The organism is Pseudomonadales bacterium, assembly GCA_024234435.1.
In the GTDB taxonomy this organism is placed as follows: domain Bacteria; phylum Pseudomonadota; class Gammaproteobacteria; order Pseudomonadales; family Porticoccaceae; genus JACKOF01.
In genome coordinates this window covers 1,246,931-1,262,410 of record JACKOF010000001.1, presented here as the reverse complement: position 1 = coordinate 1,262,410, position 15,480 = coordinate 1,246,931, and the positions used below count along the sequence as shown (strand labels likewise).

The 15,480-nt window shown below is 49.6% G+C and carries 16 protein-coding genes; 15 read left to right on the top strand and 1 reads right to left on the bottom strand.

Features of this window, described 5'->3' with window-relative positions; translation table 11 throughout:
- Nucleotides 1-27: 27 nt before the first annotated feature.
- Complete coding sequence (locus H7A02_05815) at nucleotides 28-486, bottom strand: flavodoxin family protein (protein MCP5171766.1); 459 nt, start codon at nucleotides 484-486, stop codon at nucleotides 28-30.
- Nucleotides 487-569: 83 nt separating this feature from the next.
- Here H7A02_05815 and H7A02_05810 point away from each other — a divergent pair, with 83 nt between their 5' ends.
- The 15 genes from H7A02_05810 (at nucleotide 570) to H7A02_05740 (ending at nucleotide 15,477) form a co-directional block, all read left to right on the top strand.
- Complete coding sequence (locus H7A02_05810; protein ID MCP5171765.1) at nucleotides 570-2,903, top strand: DNA internalization-related competence protein ComEC/Rec2; 2,334 nt, start codon at nucleotides 570-572, stop codon at nucleotides 2,901-2,903.
- A gap of 171 nt (nucleotides 2,904-3,074) precedes the next feature.
- Nucleotides 3,075-3,704, top strand: a complete 630-nt coding sequence (locus H7A02_05805; GenBank protein ID MCP5171764.1) for a MotA/TolQ/ExbB proton channel family protein — start codon at nucleotides 3,075-3,077, stop codon at nucleotides 3,702-3,704.
- Nucleotides 3,701-4,141 (top strand): biopolymer transporter ExbD, encoded by a 441-nt coding sequence (locus tag H7A02_05800; protein ID MCP5171763.1) that lies wholly within the window; start codon nucleotides 3,701-3,703, stop codon nucleotides 4,139-4,141. Before H7A02_05805 ends, H7A02_05800 begins: the two co-directional genes overlap by 4 nt.
- A gap of 38 nt (nucleotides 4,142-4,179) precedes the next feature.
- On the top strand, nucleotides 4,180-6,012 hold the full coding sequence (gene msbA / locus H7A02_05795) for a lipid A export permease/ATP-binding protein MsbA (GenBank protein ID MCP5171762.1): 1,833 nt from the start codon (nucleotides 4,180-4,182) through the stop codon (nucleotides 6,010-6,012).
- Between the two features lie 21 nt (nucleotides 6,013-6,033).
- The gene (locus H7A02_05790) at nucleotides 6,034-7,050 is read left to right on the top strand and encodes a tetraacyldisaccharide 4'-kinase (GenBank protein MCP5171761.1); all 1,017 of its coding nucleotides are present in this window, start codon (nucleotides 6,034-6,036) and stop codon (nucleotides 7,048-7,050) included.
- Between the two features lie 55 nt (nucleotides 7,051-7,105).
- Complete coding sequence (gene kdsB / locus H7A02_05785) at nucleotides 7,106-7,882, top strand: 3-deoxy-manno-octulosonate cytidylyltransferase (GenBank protein MCP5171760.1); 777 nt, start codon at nucleotides 7,106-7,108, stop codon at nucleotides 7,880-7,882.
- Nucleotides 7,882-8,364: a low molecular weight phosphotyrosine protein phosphatase gene (locus tag H7A02_05780; GenBank protein ID MCP5171759.1), complete on the top strand. Its 483-nt coding sequence runs from the start codon at nucleotides 7,882-7,884 to the stop codon at nucleotides 8,362-8,364. Before kdsB ends, H7A02_05780 begins: the two co-directional genes overlap by 1 nt.
- 4 nt (nucleotides 8,365-8,368) lie before the next feature.
- Nucleotides 8,369-9,382: a UDP-N-acetylmuramate dehydrogenase gene (gene murB / locus H7A02_05775; protein MCP5171758.1), complete on the top strand. Its 1,014-nt coding sequence runs from the start codon at nucleotides 8,369-8,371 to the stop codon at nucleotides 9,380-9,382.
- Nucleotides 9,383-9,469: 87 nt separating this feature from the next.
- Nucleotides 9,470-10,120 (top strand): response regulator, encoded by a 651-nt coding sequence (locus H7A02_05770; GenBank protein ID MCP5171757.1) that lies wholly within the window; start codon nucleotides 9,470-9,472, stop codon nucleotides 10,118-10,120.
- An 83-nt stretch (nucleotides 10,121-10,203) separates the two neighbouring features.
- The gene (gene uvrC, locus H7A02_05765; GenBank protein ID MCP5171756.1) at nucleotides 10,204-12,027 is read left to right on the top strand and encodes an excinuclease ABC subunit UvrC; all 1,824 of its coding nucleotides are present in this window, start codon (nucleotides 10,204-10,206) and stop codon (nucleotides 12,025-12,027) included.
- A 44-nt stretch (nucleotides 12,028-12,071) separates the two neighbouring features.
- Entirely contained in the window at nucleotides 12,072-12,632 is a 561-nt protein-coding gene (gene pgsA, locus H7A02_05760; protein ID MCP5171755.1) for a CDP-diacylglycerol--glycerol-3-phosphate 3-phosphatidyltransferase, read from the top strand.
- A 25-nt stretch (nucleotides 12,633-12,657) separates the two neighbouring features.
- Entirely contained in the window at nucleotides 12,658-13,374 is a 717-nt protein-coding gene (locus H7A02_05755) for an autoinducer binding domain-containing protein (GenBank protein ID MCP5171754.1), read from the top strand.
- A gap of 135 nt (nucleotides 13,375-13,509) precedes the next feature.
- Nucleotides 13,510-14,022, top strand: coding sequence for a rhodanese-like domain-containing protein (locus H7A02_05750; GenBank protein MCP5171753.1), 513 nt, complete (start codon nucleotides 13,510-13,512; stop codon nucleotides 14,020-14,022).
- A 4-nt stretch (nucleotides 14,023-14,026) separates the two neighbouring features.
- Nucleotides 14,027-14,314, top strand: a complete 288-nt coding sequence (locus H7A02_05745) for a hypothetical protein (protein MCP5171752.1) — start codon at nucleotides 14,027-14,029, stop codon at nucleotides 14,312-14,314.
- Nucleotides 14,315-14,346: 32 nt separating this feature from the next.
- Nucleotides 14,347-15,477, top strand: coding sequence for a DNA alkylation repair protein (locus H7A02_05740; GenBank protein ID MCP5171751.1), 1,131 nt, complete (start codon nucleotides 14,347-14,349; stop codon nucleotides 15,475-15,477).
- Nucleotides 15,478-15,480 lie beyond the last annotated feature (3 nt).

Below are 15,480 nucleotides of genomic sequence, written 5' to 3'. Positions count from 1 at the left end.
AATCTACCATTGATGCCCTGTTGTTCGTCAAAAAATGCCGATGCTCAATCCTGCGGCCATCGACTGCCCCAGCTCTTCCGCCTGTCGAAGATGTTCGCTGGTTATTTCTCCCTTGCAAATTAATGATTCTGAAACTTTTCGCAAGGGGTAACCTTTTACGATGCGATCTACTTCCCGCTCGGCGCCGCTGCCGTCGTTGCCAGCGCTGATAAAGACAGCATAGGGAAGGTTAATTTGGTAAGGCTCCGCTGGATAGTAGGTGCGATCAAAAAAATCTTTCAGTGCACCACTCATATAGCCGAAATTTTCCGGGGTGCCAAAGATGATGCCGTCTGCCCAGAGCAGATCATCAAGGTTGCTTTCAAAAGCTGTCCGAAACCGGCTTTCTACATCGGCCTCGTGAGAAGCGCCTTTTAGAACAGCTCTTGCAAGCTGCCCTGTGTTTCCGCTCTGAGTATGATAAATGATCAGTAAATGAGGGTTCATGGTGGAAGCGTAACAGATGTGCCTCACGGGGCACACTGTGGTTAAATACGGTCTCTTTTCTGCAACCATCAACAAGGATGTTAATGGTGTTTCGGTTATTACTGCTTTCTGTCGGTGTTTTTCTTGTGGGCTGGCTGCCACTGCTGCCTGGGTGGGTTTTTGTTGTTTGCCTGTCTTTGGTAATGGGTTTGCTGTTGCTTTTTGCCAGGCTGACGTCGAAATCTCCGCGCCTGAAAAATCTGAGTTACTACGCGGTATTTCTTTTGGCAGGCGTGAGTTACGGCTTGTATTCGGGCTATCAAATGCTTGCAAACCAGCTCCCCGGTAATTTGACAGGTCAGACCTTTAAGGTGGTTGGCAGTGTGGTGGGGCTGCCATCAGTCTCTTCACAAAGCGTGCGGTTTGAGTTCCAGGTCAAGCATGCTGTGGATAGCCGGTATGTGTGGCTCAATCGGAAAAAAATCAGCTTAAGTTGGCATTGGGGGGCGAATGGTGAAGTTGCTATTCCGGAGCCCGGCCAGCAATGGCAGCTGGAGGTGCGGCTGCGGCGCCCAAGAGGGTTTGTAAATCCATACGGATTTGATTATCAACGGTGGTTATTGAGCGAAGGAATAGCGGCAACCGGTTATGTGAGAAACAGTGGTGATAATGAGCTGATCTCTGGCAATCACTATTCGCTGTCACACTGGCGCTGGCAGTTGCGGGAAAGTATTCAGCAGCTTGAGCTTTCCTCTGACGTGCGGGCATTACTGGTGGCGCTAACGGTTGGTGACCGAAGTTTATTACCGGAAGATGTTTGGCAACAACTGACTCATGCCGGTGTTATTCATCTGCTGGTTATTTCCGGGCTGCATATTGGTTTGATCGCGTTGATGGGGTTCTGGCTGGGTAGTGGCGTGGGCCGGTTGGTTGTCGTTTGCTGGAAATTCGGCATTTCTCATTATTGGGGCAGTGCTTTTTCCATTACTTTTGCGGCCGGTTATGCGGGGTTATCCGGGTTGGGTCTGCCTGCGCAACGGGCTCTTGTGATGGTTGCCGTTGCAAACCTGATGATATTGATGAACCGGCAACTGCCACCAGGTTATGGTTTTGTGCTGGCACTTTTGGGGGTGGCTGTTGTCGATCCGTTGGCAACTCACAGTGGCGGGTTCTGGTTATCTTTTACTGCGGCAGCCATTTTGCTCTGGTTGTTGCCAACCCTGACGGAAAAGCAAACAGATGCTGTTGCAAAACTAAAGCAGCTGATGCGAGTGCAATGGTTAATGTTTGTCGGGCTATTTGTTGTTTTAATGCTATGGCAGTTGCCGCAATCAATTATTTCGCCACTGGTCAATTTTGTCGCTGTGCCGTGGATCAGCTTTCTGGTGGTGCCGTTCTGCCTGACTGCTGCCATGATTCAACCGTTCAGTACAGATGGTGCGGAGGTATTGTGGTGCCTCGGGGGATGGCAGCTTGAAATCTTCATGAACCTGATAGCTTCTATGCCGGATACAACACTGCCCACGATTGTACCGGGTCCGGTTATGACTGCTTCACTACTGGTGGTGGCGTTCTTATTGTTGATGCCGAGAGGTTTTCCTGGGAAGTATTTATCCGTTCCGTTACTGGCAGCTTCGTTATGCACCTCTGTGAAGTCTGGTTTTCCGCTGGTAATAACAGCGCTGGATGTCGGACAGGGACTGGCTGTGGTGGTTCGCACTGCCGCACATACACTGATTTATGACACTGGGCCGCGTTACAGTGAACGCTTTGATGCCGGTAGCGGGATTGTTGTTCCCTATCTCAGAGGGGTGGGGGCAGGCGCTCCGGATGTGCTGATTGTCAGCCATAATGATCTGGATCATGCCGGTGGTGTGGACGGTTTTCTCAAACACTATCAACCGCAAGAAATCCTGATGGGTGAGGTGATTAATAGCAGGGATAACAGGGATAACTGTTATTTGGGGCAGAGGTGGGAGTGGGATAATGTGACATTTCGTGTGCTGCACCCGGAACCAGGAAGTAGCAATAAAACATCCAATAACCGCTCTTGTGTGTTGTTAATCAGTTACGGGAACCGTCATATTCTGCTGCCAGGGGATATCGAAAGAGAAGTCGAGTTTGTGCTGCTGCCAAGACTGAAACAGATGATGGATAACAACCAGCTGACAATGCTGATGGCGCCGCATCACGGCAGCGCTACATCGTCGAGCTCTGCTTTTGTAAGAGCAGTCCGCCCTGAGCATGTGGTTTTTTCTGCAGGGTTTCAGCATCATTTTGGCCACCCTCACAAAAATGTTGTCAGGCGTTACCTGTATCAGGGGACTAAACAGTGGAATACTGCTTATTCGGGGGCATTAACGTTTCGATGGAATGAGCAGGGAGAGTTGTTCATTGATGAGCAGCGAGTGGTTGCCAGAAGATACTGGTTTCAGTAATTAAGTTCATAACAGTGCTTGTCGGGAAATGTGCGTGTTTTGCTGGCGGCGGTAGCTGATTGCAAAGGCGGTGCGGGCTATCAAATCTGTGGACTAATTACGTTGTCTTTCTTAGCTGAAAGCGAATGAATATGGTACAGTTTTGGCACTTTGGCTTTAGTGGGGTATTCAGTGTACGAACTCGTCGTTGCCGGTGGCTGGCTGATGCTGCCAATTATTCTTTGCTCAATCATTGTGATTGCGATTTCATTTGAACGCTACTGGACTCTCAGGCCGGAAAAAGTTGTACCTCCTACCTTACTGGGGCAGGTCTGGAATTGGCTGAAACATGAAACTTTTGATCGGGAAAAACTGAGTCAGTTACGTCAGTCTTCGCCTCTGGGAACGATTCTGGCGGCAGGGATCAGTAATTCGAGCCATGGCCGTGAAGTGATGAAAGACAGTATTGAAGAAGCTGCCAGCCAGGTTGTGCATGAACTTGAAAAGTATTTAGCCCCACTGGGGACCATTGCGGCTATCGCACCTTTGTTAGGGCTGCTTGGCACCGTTATTGGTATGATCAAGGTATTTACCGCCATTATGATTGAAGGCACAGGCAATGCGGGTGTGCTGGCGGGGGGTATTTCCGAAGCGTTGATTACTACTGCAGCGGGCTTGACGGTAGCTATCCCCGCTATGATTTGTCACCGTTATTTTGAGCGCAGGGTGGACTCGCTAGTGGTTGACATGGAGGAGCAGTCGATCAAGCTGGTAGACGCATTGCATGGCGATCGGCGTTTTAAAATGGATGAAAGCCATTGAAGTTTCGCCGTCAACGTAAATCCGAAAATGGCGTCAATTTGACGCCATTGATCGATGTGGTATTCCTGCTGTTGATTTTCTTTATGGTGTCGACCACCTTTACCAAAGAAACTCACTTGGTGATTGATTTGCCCGAAGCTGAAGGTGAATCGGTGGAACAACCGGCCATGGTTGTTGAAGTGCTGGTGAACAGGGATGGCAGTTACAGCATTAATGGCAATGCCCTGGTCAACAGAGATATAGAAACCCTGATGAAAGGTCTTTATGAGGTTTCCGGTGGTGATTCGGAGCTGCCCATGATTATCACCGCGGATGCTAAGGCGTCGCACCAGTCAGTAATTACGGCGATGGATGCCGCAGGTCGAATGGGATTCGTACATTTACAGATTACCACTCAGCAGCCTGCCGGGCAGTCGGCTGAACCTTCGCGGGAGTAGACGTGACAAGGGATAAGTACGAAGAAGTTCACCCCTCCATGTCCGGGGCACAGGTTTATTTTCGATTATTATCGCAGCTGAAACTGTACTGGAGCGTTTTTTTACTCAGTATCCTGGGTCTGATGCTGTTTTCCTCGATGGAAATTCTTTCCGTCGACCTGTTTGGTTATACCATCAATACCATTGCCGCAACGTCGGGAGATTCAGCGGAATTGCCTGCTGTTGCAAGCGGGCAGGGAAGCGGAATTACCTCCTGGTTAGTCGGTTTGTTGTCGGATGACGTTGGTGGCCTTGGCAGCCGTTTCATTATTCCACTGGTGATGTTCGGTATTGTGGTGGTTCGTGGTATCGGGTTTTTTGTCGGCAGTTACTGCATGTCTTACGTCACGCAGTATCTGGTTCACAATTTGCGCATCATGCTGTTTAACAAATACACCCGTTTGCCCAGTCACTATTTTGATCAGAGTATGTCCGGGCATTTGGTTTCCAGAGTCACTTTTCATGTGGCGCAGGTGACACAGGCGGCAACCGGCGCGCTAAAAACCGTATTTCGTGCCGGTTCTCTGGTTATTGGTCTGGTCTTTTATCTGTTTTATCTGAATTGGCGGTTGGCAATCATTTTTTTGCTGGTATTACCGGTGATAGGCATTCTCGTGGGGCTCGTCAGTAAACGATTTCGCACTCTGAGTCGGCGTATTCAGGCGTCGGTGGGTGACGTGACTCAGGTGACGCAGGAATCCGTCAGTGGTTATCGGGAAATGCGTCTGTTCGGTGGCGAGGATTATGAACGCAAACGAATGTTTCGCGCCAGCAACTATAATCGCAGGCAGCAAATGAAACTGGCTGTGGCGGAAGGGTTAAGTACGCCGGTTATTCAAATGCTGGTGGGCGCATCTTTATCGGTACTTGTCTGGATGGCCTTATCGCCAGAGGTGCTTACCGATATGTCTGGTGGGGAGTTTGTGCAGTTTTTATTGGCTGCCGGTCTTATGGCGAAACCTATCCGGCAGCTTTCTGAAGTCAACAGTATTATTCAGCGAGGGGTGGCGGCAGCCGGGACTATCTTTACCACGCTGGATGAAGGAGAAGAAACGGATTTAGGCACCATTGAGAAACCCCGGGTCAGAGGTGATTTCGAGTTCAGGGGTGTCAGCTTTTCCTACGATGGTGAACAGCCGGTACTCAACGACATTAATTTTAGTGTGGCTGCGGGCGAGTCTGTGGCGTTGGTCGGCGCGTCGGGCAGCGGTAAAACAACACTGGTGAGCTTAATTCCTCGATTTTATAGGCACACTCAGGGCGAAATTTTGCTGGACGGTGTGGATGTTAACGATTACACCCTTGCCAACCTGCGCGATCATGTTGCACTGGTATCACAGAACGTGACGCTTTTTAACGACACGATTTATAACAATATTGCCTATGGCGAGCTTGCTGGTCGGAGTGAGGAAGAGGTTCGGGCTGCAGCAAGGGCGGCCCACGCTCTGGGCTTTATTGAACAGTTGCCAGAAGGTTTTAAAACGGTGGTCGGTGATGACGGCGTGATGCTGTCCGGTGGGCAGCGTCAGCGACTGGCTATTGCCCGTGCGTTGTTGAAAGATGCGCCCGTGTTAATTCTGGATGAGGCTACCTCGGCACTGGACACTGAATCAGAGCACCATATTCAAGCGGCGCTTGAAGGTTTAATGAAAGGTAGGACGACATTTGTGATTGCACACCGACTGAGCACGGTCGAAAATTGTGATCGCATTCTGGTTCTTGAACAGGGACGAATTGTGGAGCAGGGCAGTCATCGTACATTACTGGAGTCGGGTGGACGTTATGCCAGCCTGTACCGCAAGCAGTTTACCGAACAACGGGAAGACTCGTGAGTTCGCGGTGATAGCCTATTCATGAACCAGTCAGCATTGGAAAGAGCCTGGTACCGTCGCGGCAGCTGGGCGGCTTTACTGTTACCGCTCAGTTGGCTGTTTACAGGTCTGTCCGGGTTTCGCAAACGGCGGTTGCAGAAAAAAGTCAGGCCGCCATTTTCTGTTCCGGTGGTGGTGGTGGGTAATATTTCTGTGGGTGGCACCGGAAAAACCCCACTGTTGCTGTCTATTATTGATTACTTTACCGGGCAGGGCTTTCGTCCTGGCGTTGTCAGCCGCGGTTACGGTGGCAAATGCTTGTCATATCCTTGTTTGGTTACTCCGGGTAGCGTGTCTAGCGAAGTGGGGGATGAGCCTCTGCTGTACGCGGGAAAGTGCCCGGTGGTTGTGGATCCAGATCGTGACCGGGCTGTTCACTACCTGCTGCAACAGCAGGATTGTGATGTCGTATTCAGTGATGACGGTTTGCAACATTATGCAATGCAGCGTGATATTGAGATTGCTGTGATAGATGGTCAGCGGGGCTTCGGTAATGGTTTCTGTCTGCCAGCCGGGCCGCTGCGAGAACCACCAGAGCGATTGCAAACAGTAGATTTTGTTGTGGTCAACACGGCATCAGGAGACTTTTTCCTGAGTCACCCTGGTCGTTATGAGATGGCGATTGAAGCATTGGCATTTACCCGCTTGGGTGATCAGAAGGTGATTGACGCGCATGCCTGGAGCGGCGATAAAAAGGTACACGCGGTTGCCGGTATCGGTCATCCGCAACGGTTTGCCGACACATTGCAACGGCTGGGGTTTGATGTGGAGCTGCATGCGTATCCGGACCATCATGTCTTTACCGGCAGCGAGTTGTTGTTTGAGGACCGAAAGCCTGTTGTTGTGACCGCCAAGGATGCGGTAAAGCTGGTTGATTTTGACCCCGGAACGGTGGATGTGGATATCTGGTCATTGTCAGTCGCGGCCAGAGTTGATGAGCACTTTTTACAGCAGTTAGTGCAAAAGGTCATCTGTTGCCAAACGAAAAAAACGGCATAATTCGAAAGTCTGTGACGACTTGCCCCGTTAACGTGATTTTTCCCAAGGTTTGAATATGAAATTTAATGTTGTCATTCCCGCTCGCTACAGTTCGTCTCGCTTGCCTGGTAAACCATTGCGTGACATTGCTGGCAAGCCTATGATTCAGCGCGTCTACGAACAGGCCTCACTCAGTGCCGCTGATCGGGTAGTCGTGGCGACTGACGATCAGCGTATTGCCGATGTCGTTGAGGACTTTGGTGGTGACTGCTGTATGACATCGGCAGAGCATCCGTCGGGTACTGATCGACTTCAGGAGGTGGCAGGGATATTGGGCCTCAATGCCCAGGATATTGTTGTTAATGTCCAGGGCGATGAGCCGTTGATCCCGCCAGAGGTGATTAATCAGGTGGCAGAAAATCTGTCAAACAACCCTCATGCGGGTGTGGCAACACTGGTTGAAGCTATTTTCAAATACGACGATTTCCGGAACCCCAACGTGGTCAAGGCGCTAGCGGATGCCCGGGGTATGGCCATGTATTTTAGCCGGGCACCTATCCCTTGGCCCCGCGACCTTCTGGCTGGAGAAGTTGACGACCCGATGCAGCGCATGTCTGAGACATTAAAGCCCATGCGTCATATCGGTATTTATGCCTACCGTGTGGAACAGCTGGATCAGTTTGTTGGCTGGCCGGTTGCCCCCATGGAGCAGCTGGAATGCTTGGAGCAACTGCGCTTTTTGTGGAATGGCACCGGTATTCACATTGCCGAGGCGGTTGCAGATGTGCCCGGTGGAGTAGATACCGAAGCGGACCTGCTGCGGATTGTTGATCTGATGGGCGAAGATATCTGATGAAAGCAGATGTCGGCGTGTTGTTTGTTTGCCTTGGCAATATTTGTCGTTCGCCTACTGCACACAGTATGTTTGAAGCCATGGTTAGCGAGCGAGGCCTTTCCGGTAGAGTGATTGTGGATTCTGCCGGAACCGGCGATTGGCATATCGGCAAGCCACCTGATAAAAGGGCGCAGGCGACGGCGCTGGGTCGGGGAATGGATATGAGTCACCTGCGCGCCCGCCGGGTCACTCGTGGTGACTTCCAGCTGTTCGATTACATTCTGGCGATGGATTATCAGAATCTGGCCGATCTTAAAGAAATGCGTGATGACCGCTATAAAGGTTATCTCGGGCTGTTTCTGCCTTTTGGTGGGGGACCTTTGGAGGAGGTGCCAGATCCTTACTTTGGCGGCAAGCAGGGCTTTGAGGATGTGTTTGATCTGGTCGAGCGGGCTTCAGCGGGGCTGTTGAATCACATTTGCGAACAGCATGGATGGTGACCGGATGTTGACGCTGGAAACCGGCCGCTCGTTAAGGCAGCACAATAGTCTGGCGATAGATGTTAAGGCAGAGTTCTTTTGCCGCATCACTACTGTTGAGCAATTGCAGGAAGCCATCCGTTACGCCAACCAGCACTGTTACCCTATTACCATTCTGGGCGGTGGTACGAACGTGGTACTGACAAAACATATGGCTGGTCTGGTGATTGCCATCGCTATTCCCGGTTTACGGTTGGACGAGCAAACTGATGACAGGCGATTAATGACGGTGGGCGCCGGTGAAAACTGGCATAAACTGGTTGAAATTACACTGGCTAACCGATGGTTCGGGCTAGAGAATCTGGCTCTGATTCCGGGTATGGCCGGTGCTGCACCCATTCAGAACATTGGTGCCTACGGGGTGGAACTGAAAGATCGCTTCGTGGCGCTGAAAGCGGTTGATCTGAATTCGGGAGAAGTTATCCGTATGGATGCCGCAGATTGCCAGTTTGGTTACCGTGACAGTATTTTCAAACACCGTTACCGTGACCGCTTTGCCATTTGTGACATTCAGCTGACACTTTCCACCGAGGCGGCGTTGAGAATTGAGTACCCGGCACTGCAGTCTGCGCTGCGTGAGACGGAAGACATAACACCGGAATTAGTGGCAGAAACAGTGTGTGCCATACGTCGCAGCAAACTGCCGGACCCTGAAAAAGCACCCAATGTAGGCAGCTTTTTTAAAAACCCGGTCATCAGTTCAAAGCAGGCTGAAGAAATCCGATGCAAATTCCCAGCGCTGGTGAGTTATTCCCAGCCTGGCAATGAAGAAAAACTGGCTGCCGGGTGGCTGATAGAACAGTGCGGCTGGAAAGGCTTTCGGCGTGGTAATGTCGGTGTTCACGAACATCAAGCTTTGGTGCTGGTTAATAACGGGGGCAGCGGATTGGAGCTGCTTGAGCTGGCAGCCGATATTTCCGCCTCGGTGAAAGAGCGGTATGGTGTTAGCTTGGAAATAGAACCCAGGGTTTATTTGTGAGCCCGGTCTATGGTTTGATGAACTAAGCCAGAAAAGTATTAAGACACAGGGATGGTGGTGATGGAGAGAGTGGCTGCGGGAACTGCTATGAAAAAAGTGTTGGTAGTGGATGATCACGACCTGGTCCGTCTGGGCATTATCCGGCTCTTGAATGACGTGCCGGGCATTTGTGTTGTGGCTGAAGCGGACAGTGGTGAAACAAGTCTTGAAAAAGTTCGCCAATACCACCCGGATATTGTGTTTATGGATATCCGCATGCCTGGCATAGGTGGTCTTGAAGCTACCCGCCGTATTCTGGCTGCACACCCGGAAATCAAGGTTATTGTGGTCAGCGCGTTTAGTGACGAGGTTTATCCATCACGTTTGCTGAATGCAGGTGCTTCCGGTTATATCACTAAAAATGCAGACTCCGCCGAAGTGAGTATGGCGGTGCAGACAGTGATAATGAATAAAGTCTACGTCAGCCCGACCCTGGCCCAGCAGATGGTGACCAGTAACCTGAATGGCAGGCTGGATGCATCGCCTTTCAGTCAGTTATCCGAGCGTGAATTGCAGGTAGCAGAAATGATCACCAGCGGTCGGCGGGTATCAGATATTGCCGACACACTTCATGTCAGCCCGAAAACCATCAATACTTACAAATACCGGATTTTTGAAAAAGTGGGTGTCAACAATGATGTAGAGCTGACGCTGTCGGCCGTTAAGTTTGGTCTGGTGGATCCTTCAGATCTGGTTTAATGAGGTAAAACCTCGGATAAATTTCCTTCTCATCTCCAATATTTGAACGTCAAAACCACGCCCGGCTGGGTTACAATTTGCCTATGTCGTTCGATTACCAGCCTTTTCTCAAGCAACTTACCCAGCACCCGGGCATTTATCAGATGATTGATGCCGAAGGCGCAGTGCTTTATGTGGGTAAAGCCCGCAATTTGCGCAAGCGAGTGAGCAGTTATTTCCGAAAATCCGGGTTGCCGCCGAAAACACAGGCATTGGTATCCCGCATCGCCCGAATTGATGTCACGATTACTGAAACCGAAGTGGAAGCCTTAATACTGGAACAGAACCTGATCAAGCAGGCTCGGCCGCCTTATAATATTCTGTTGCGAGACGATAAGTCCTACCCTTACATTTTTCTGTCGGACCGTGATTCGTATCCCCGGTTATCCTTTCATCGGGGGGCCAAAAAACGCAAAGGCAGTTATTTTGGTCCGTTTCCCGGGGCTCAGGCAGTGCGAGACAGCATGAGTTTTCTACAGAAAACGTTTCGGGTCCGGCAATGTGAAGACGCTGTTTTCCGGAATCGCGCCAGACCTTGCCTGCAATATCAGATAAAACGATGCACGGCACCCTGTGTGGGGTTGATAGACACCAAAAGCTATCAACGTGATGTGCGCCATACAGCCATGTTCTTACAAGGTGGCAGTGATAAGCTGGTGCGTGAGCTGGAAAAGGATATGGACAAGGCTGCTGCCGAATTTGCCTATGAGCGGGCGGCAGAAATACGAGATCAGATTATTTCATTGCGCAAGGTACAGGCCGAGCAGGTTATCGAGTCAGGCAAAGGTAATATTGATGTAATAGCTGCGGCCAATGAGGGTGACAAGGCTTGCGTACACATGCTTTACATCCGCCATGGGCGGATACTGGGAAGCCGCAGCTTTTATCCTAAAGTCCCTCTGGCTTCATCTTCTGCCGATGTGCTGGTGGACTTTATGCCGCAGTACTACTTGCGGGAAGGTGCCCGGGGAGATTTCCCCAGAGAGGTGCTGCTGCCGGAGACGATACCGGATGAGGAGCTGCTGGAGTCCGCCCTGAGTGGAGCGGCGGGCAGAAAGGTTTTGATTAATTCCCGCAGCCGAAGTACCCGGCAGCAATGGTTGCAACTTGCGTTGCGTACTGCACAGCAGAACCTGGCGGGGCGTCTGGCGGAACGAAAGAATTTGCTGCAGAAATTTACGGCTTTGGGTGAAGCATTACAGATGGACGAGCCTCCCGAGCGGCTGGAGTGTTTTGATATCAGCCATAGCAGCGGTGAAGCCACGGTTGCCTCATGTGTGGTTTTCAATCAGGAAGGTGCGGTTAAATCCGATTACAGGCGTTTCAATATTGAAGGTATTGAACCGGGAGATGATTACGCGGCAATGGAGCAAGCGTTGACCCGGCGTTACACCCGCCTGCAAAAAGGCGAAGGTAAAATGCCGGATGTGCTTCTCATTGATGGTGGCATCGGGCAAATGAGGAAGGCACAGTCGGCACTGAACGAACTTGGTGTAGCAGGCATTACGGTGGTTGGAGTTGCCAAGGGGGTTACCCGCAAGCCGGGTTTTGAAACGCTGTTTCTTGTAGTGGGTGACAGGGAAATTGAGCTTGATATCCAGTCATCCGGGTTGCTGTTAGTGCAGCAGGTTCGTGATGAGGCACACCGGTTTGCGATTACCGGTCACCGGCAGCGTCGCGATAAAAAACGCAGAACTTCTCCGTTGGAAAACATTGAGGGGGTCGGGCCTGGACGAAGGCGTGAATTGTTGCGTTTTTTTGGAGGACTTAAAGAGGTTGAGCGGGCCAGCGTTGCTGAATTAATGCGAGTTCCCACAATCAGCCGAAAAGTTGCAGAAGCTATTTACAGTGCCTTGCGCAATGGGTAAGTTGAACATTGTTACTTCATCCTGAACCTGACAAAGAGGACCCTATGTGGAACTTGCCAAATATTCTTACCCTGTTGCGGATTGTGCTTATTCCGCTATTCGTACTGGCGTTCTATTTGCCTTGGGAAGGACGCTATTTGGCTAGTGCGGCAATCTTTGGCCTTGCCGCAATAACTGACTGGCTGGATGGTTATCTGGCCCGAAAGCTGGATCAACACACCCCTTTTGGTGCGTTTCTTGACCCTGTTGCAGACAAGCTGATCGTTGCCGTAGCGTTATTAATGCTGCTGGAGAGCTATTCCAGCATAGCGTTTGCATTGCCCACTATGGTCATCATCGGTCGTGAAATCGTTATCTCTGCATTGCGGGAATGGATGGCAGAAATTGGCGCTCGCACCAGTGTTGCTGTTTCGTTTGTCGGTAAAATCAAAACCACCCTGCAGATGATTGCTATCGCTGTATTATTGCTGGTAAATCCTGAGCAGTACCCGGTCTATTCCTATTTGGGTATTGTGCTGCTGTATGCCGCAGCAATACTGACTCTGTGGTCGATGGTGATGTATCTTAAAGCCGCTTGGCCGACGCTTAAAGAAACCAGTAGTTGAGACCCAGGCTGGGAGGGGGTTACGTATGCAGAAATGCCAAACAATACCTGCCACAAGTTTTAACCGCGGCCATCCAGGTAAGGTTATTGAGCGCTTATCAGTATTAGGGTTCGACCATTGGATTTACTCCGCTATTCCCAATTATCACGATAACAGCAATATTAGAGTTAACAGGGTGAGTAGCTACCCGGATGGTTTTATTGAATCTTATAACCAGCTTGATTTTGCCCGTGTAGATCCGTTTACTCCGTATTGGTTTAAGCATGACGATCCCACCAGTTTCAGAAAAGTCAGGCAGTCAGCAATATTAACGCCGAGACAGCGAGAGCTGATGTCGCTTAACGCTGATTTCGCAGTAAATAAGGGTGTTGTCTTACCGTTAAAGAATGTCAAAGGTTTTAAAGCGGTATTGGCTTTATCATTTGATGGTTCTTTAGCGGAGTTGAACGCTTATATTGGGACGATTGAAAAAGAATTATATGAACTAGGGCAGCGGTGTAATCAGGGCTTCCTTCGTCAACATAAAGAGCTGTTTTTGGGTAACAACTCCCCGCAGCTTACCTCGCGGCAGCAAGAGGTAATGTTACTGTTGGTCAATGGCAAACTAACCAAACAAATTTCAGATATATTGTCTATTTCACAAAACGCTGTAGATAAGCACATAGCAAAAATCAAAACTACGTTATCGGCTCGCACAACTCCCGAAGCCGTCGCTCTGGCCCTTCAATGGAACCTGATTTAAATCGCAAACTTCACAATATTTAAAACTCCAGATTTCCTGACTATCCACCACTAATTTATTAGCCAGAATAGCTTCTACACATTAATCAGATACGTGGATGAAGTGATGGATATAAAAAAGAAAAAGCGCTTGTGTATGGCAGCCGTTCTACTGGTTTCTTTTACTCATGTGGTCTTCTCGATGCCGCGAACCGGTGAGGTTGACACTATTGATGAAATAAAAGAGCAGGCATTGGCTGGAGTCGAAATGCTATCCAATAGCGAACTTAAGCAGCGCATTGAAGATAACCCCAAACTGGTATTGCTTGACGTTCGAACCGAACAGGAATATACCGCAGGGCATATTAAAGGGGCAGCCTGGGTTCAACGAGGGATTGTTGAGTTTGTGCTTGTCAGAACACTGAGAGATGCCGATCAGGAGATTGTGGTTTATTGCAAAAAAGGTTATCGGTCAGGGCTTGTAGTAAAAGCGTTGCGTGAAATGGGCTATAACAATGTTTATTCACATGTTGGTTTTGATCAGTGGGTAAGTGAGGGTAACAGTTATCAAAACTACCATGGTGAATCCAGACTGATCAGGCCAGTTGAAAAAACCGCAGCTGGTTTTAAGCCGGATTATTTTCAGCCAAAAAATAACGCAGGGAGGTAATGACATGTCAGTTATTGCGATAGCGAAAGTTACGGCTGCAGACGGTGAGGCTTTAGAGGCGCTAGCTATGATAAAGCAAAGCCAGGTGAAGGCGCTGAACAGTGATGTGTGTGAAAAGTTCGATATTTTACAAAATGTTGAAAACCCTCATTGCTTTTCACTCTTTGAAGTATGGCATTCCATAGAGGGGCATAAAGCATTCTTACAAATGCTTATGAAAACCAGAGACTTCACAGAAGGAATGAAATGTGTTGCGGAAGGCCCCTATATTGAATATTTTGATTTAAGATGAGTGAATTAAAATAACAAACTCTCATTGACGCTATGGAACCATTCAAAAACAAATTCTCCCCTCAGTTGGTAGCCAGTATTTCTTACCATCTTGCAAAGCACATCAATGAATTTGATAGTGCTGGGTTTGAATCCCGGATACTCGATATACTCGACTCGTTGGAGTTAAAAGAGCGCTCGCAGTTGATAGCGGATCACGTGCACAGAGTATTGCCAGAGAACTCTCAGGCGCGCCACAAAGTACTTTATGCCATGCTCCACCCTGAAGAAGTCACCCAGAGTGGTGAGCAGCAAAGTGATTATGATGGCATTCGCGGTTGGGGAATGATGCCATTATGTGCTGTGGTAGGGCAGCATGGGTTAGATACATTTGAAGAATCGCTATTGCTGCTAAAAGAAATGACCAAACGATTTTCGTCAGAATTTGACGTTCGTTACTTTTTACTGGCAGATCAGCAGCGTGCGCTTAACGTGATGAGTGCCTGGGTTGACGATCCTAACCGACACGTGCGCCGTTTGGTTTCGGAAGGTACTCGCCCGCGGCTGCCATGGGCGATGCAACTGCCCCAGCTTATTGCCGACCCAAGCCCGGTACTGCCATTATTGGAAGCGTTAAGAGATGATAGCGAAGAGTATGTTCGTCGATCCGTAGCAAACCACCTGAATGATATTGCCAAAGATCATCCGGAACTGGTTGCTGAAATAGCGAGGGAATGGTTACAGGATGCAACGCCGAAGCGGGTGAAGCTGGTACGCCATGCGTGTCGCACATTGATCAAGCAGGGGCACCCAAAGACACTTGAGGCGTTTGGTTTACAGCCTGCCAAGCTTGAGTTAGTCAAACTCCGTATTGAAACACCGAATGTAGTTCTTGGTGATGCGCTGGTTTTTTCTGCTGAACTTAAATCGAAAGGTAAAACACCACAAGAGCTGATGGTCGATTACGTTATTCATTTTGTAAAATCGAATGGAAACCGCGCGGCGAAGGTCTTCAAATGGAAAAAACTTGTGATAAAGCAAGGCGAAACAGTAACACTTTCTAAGTCGCACCCCATTCGTGCTATTACTACACGCCGTTATTACAGCGGCGTTCAGGCAATCTCATTGCGGATTAACGGTGAAGATACCGAAATTGCCGAATTTAATCTGGATGTCGGTAGCTAAACA

What these genes read in the sequence shown, in the direction of transcription:
- H7A02_05815 (MCP5171766.1), bottom strand. Translation starts at nt 486, where the DNA reads ATGAACCCTCATTTACTGATCATTTATCATACTCAGAGCGGAAACACA.
- H7A02_05810 (MCP5171765.1), top strand. Translation starts at nt 570, where the DNA reads ATGGTGTTTCGGTTATTACTGCTTTCTGTCGGTGTTTTTCTTGTGGGC.
- msbA (MCP5171762.1), top strand. Translation starts at nt 4,180, where the DNA reads ATGTCCGGGGCACAGGTTTATTTTCGATTATTATCGCAGCTGAAACTG.
- H7A02_05790 (MCP5171761.1), top strand. Translation starts at nt 6,034, where the DNA reads ATGAACCAGTCAGCATTGGAAAGAGCCTGGTACCGTCGCGGCAGCTGG.
- kdsB (MCP5171760.1), top strand. Translation starts at nt 7,106, where the DNA reads ATGAAATTTAATGTTGTCATTCCCGCTCGCTACAGTTCGTCTCGCTTG.
- H7A02_05780 (MCP5171759.1), top strand. Translation starts at nt 7,882, where the DNA reads ATGAAAGCAGATGTCGGCGTGTTGTTTGTTTGCCTTGGCAATATTTGT.
- murB (MCP5171758.1), top strand. Translation starts at nt 8,369, where the DNA reads ATGTTGACGCTGGAAACCGGCCGCTCGTTAAGGCAGCACAATAGTCTG.
- H7A02_05770 (MCP5171757.1), top strand. Translation starts at nt 9,470, where the DNA reads ATGAAAAAAGTGTTGGTAGTGGATGATCACGACCTGGTCCGTCTGGGC.
- uvrC (MCP5171756.1), top strand. Translation starts at nt 10,204, where the DNA reads ATGTCGTTCGATTACCAGCCTTTTCTCAAGCAACTTACCCAGCACCCG.
- pgsA (MCP5171755.1), top strand. Translation starts at nt 12,072, where the DNA reads ATGTGGAACTTGCCAAATATTCTTACCCTGTTGCGGATTGTGCTTATT.
- H7A02_05755 (MCP5171754.1), top strand. Translation starts at nt 12,658, where the DNA reads ATGCAGAAATGCCAAACAATACCTGCCACAAGTTTTAACCGCGGCCAT.
- H7A02_05750 (MCP5171753.1), top strand. Translation starts at nt 13,510, where the DNA reads ATGGCAGCCGTTCTACTGGTTTCTTTTACTCATGTGGTCTTCTCGATG.
- H7A02_05745 (MCP5171752.1), top strand. Translation starts at nt 14,027, where the DNA reads ATGTCAGTTATTGCGATAGCGAAAGTTACGGCTGCAGACGGTGAGGCT.
- H7A02_05740 (MCP5171751.1), top strand. Translation starts at nt 14,347, where the DNA reads ATGGAACCATTCAAAAACAAATTCTCCCCTCAGTTGGTAGCCAGTATT.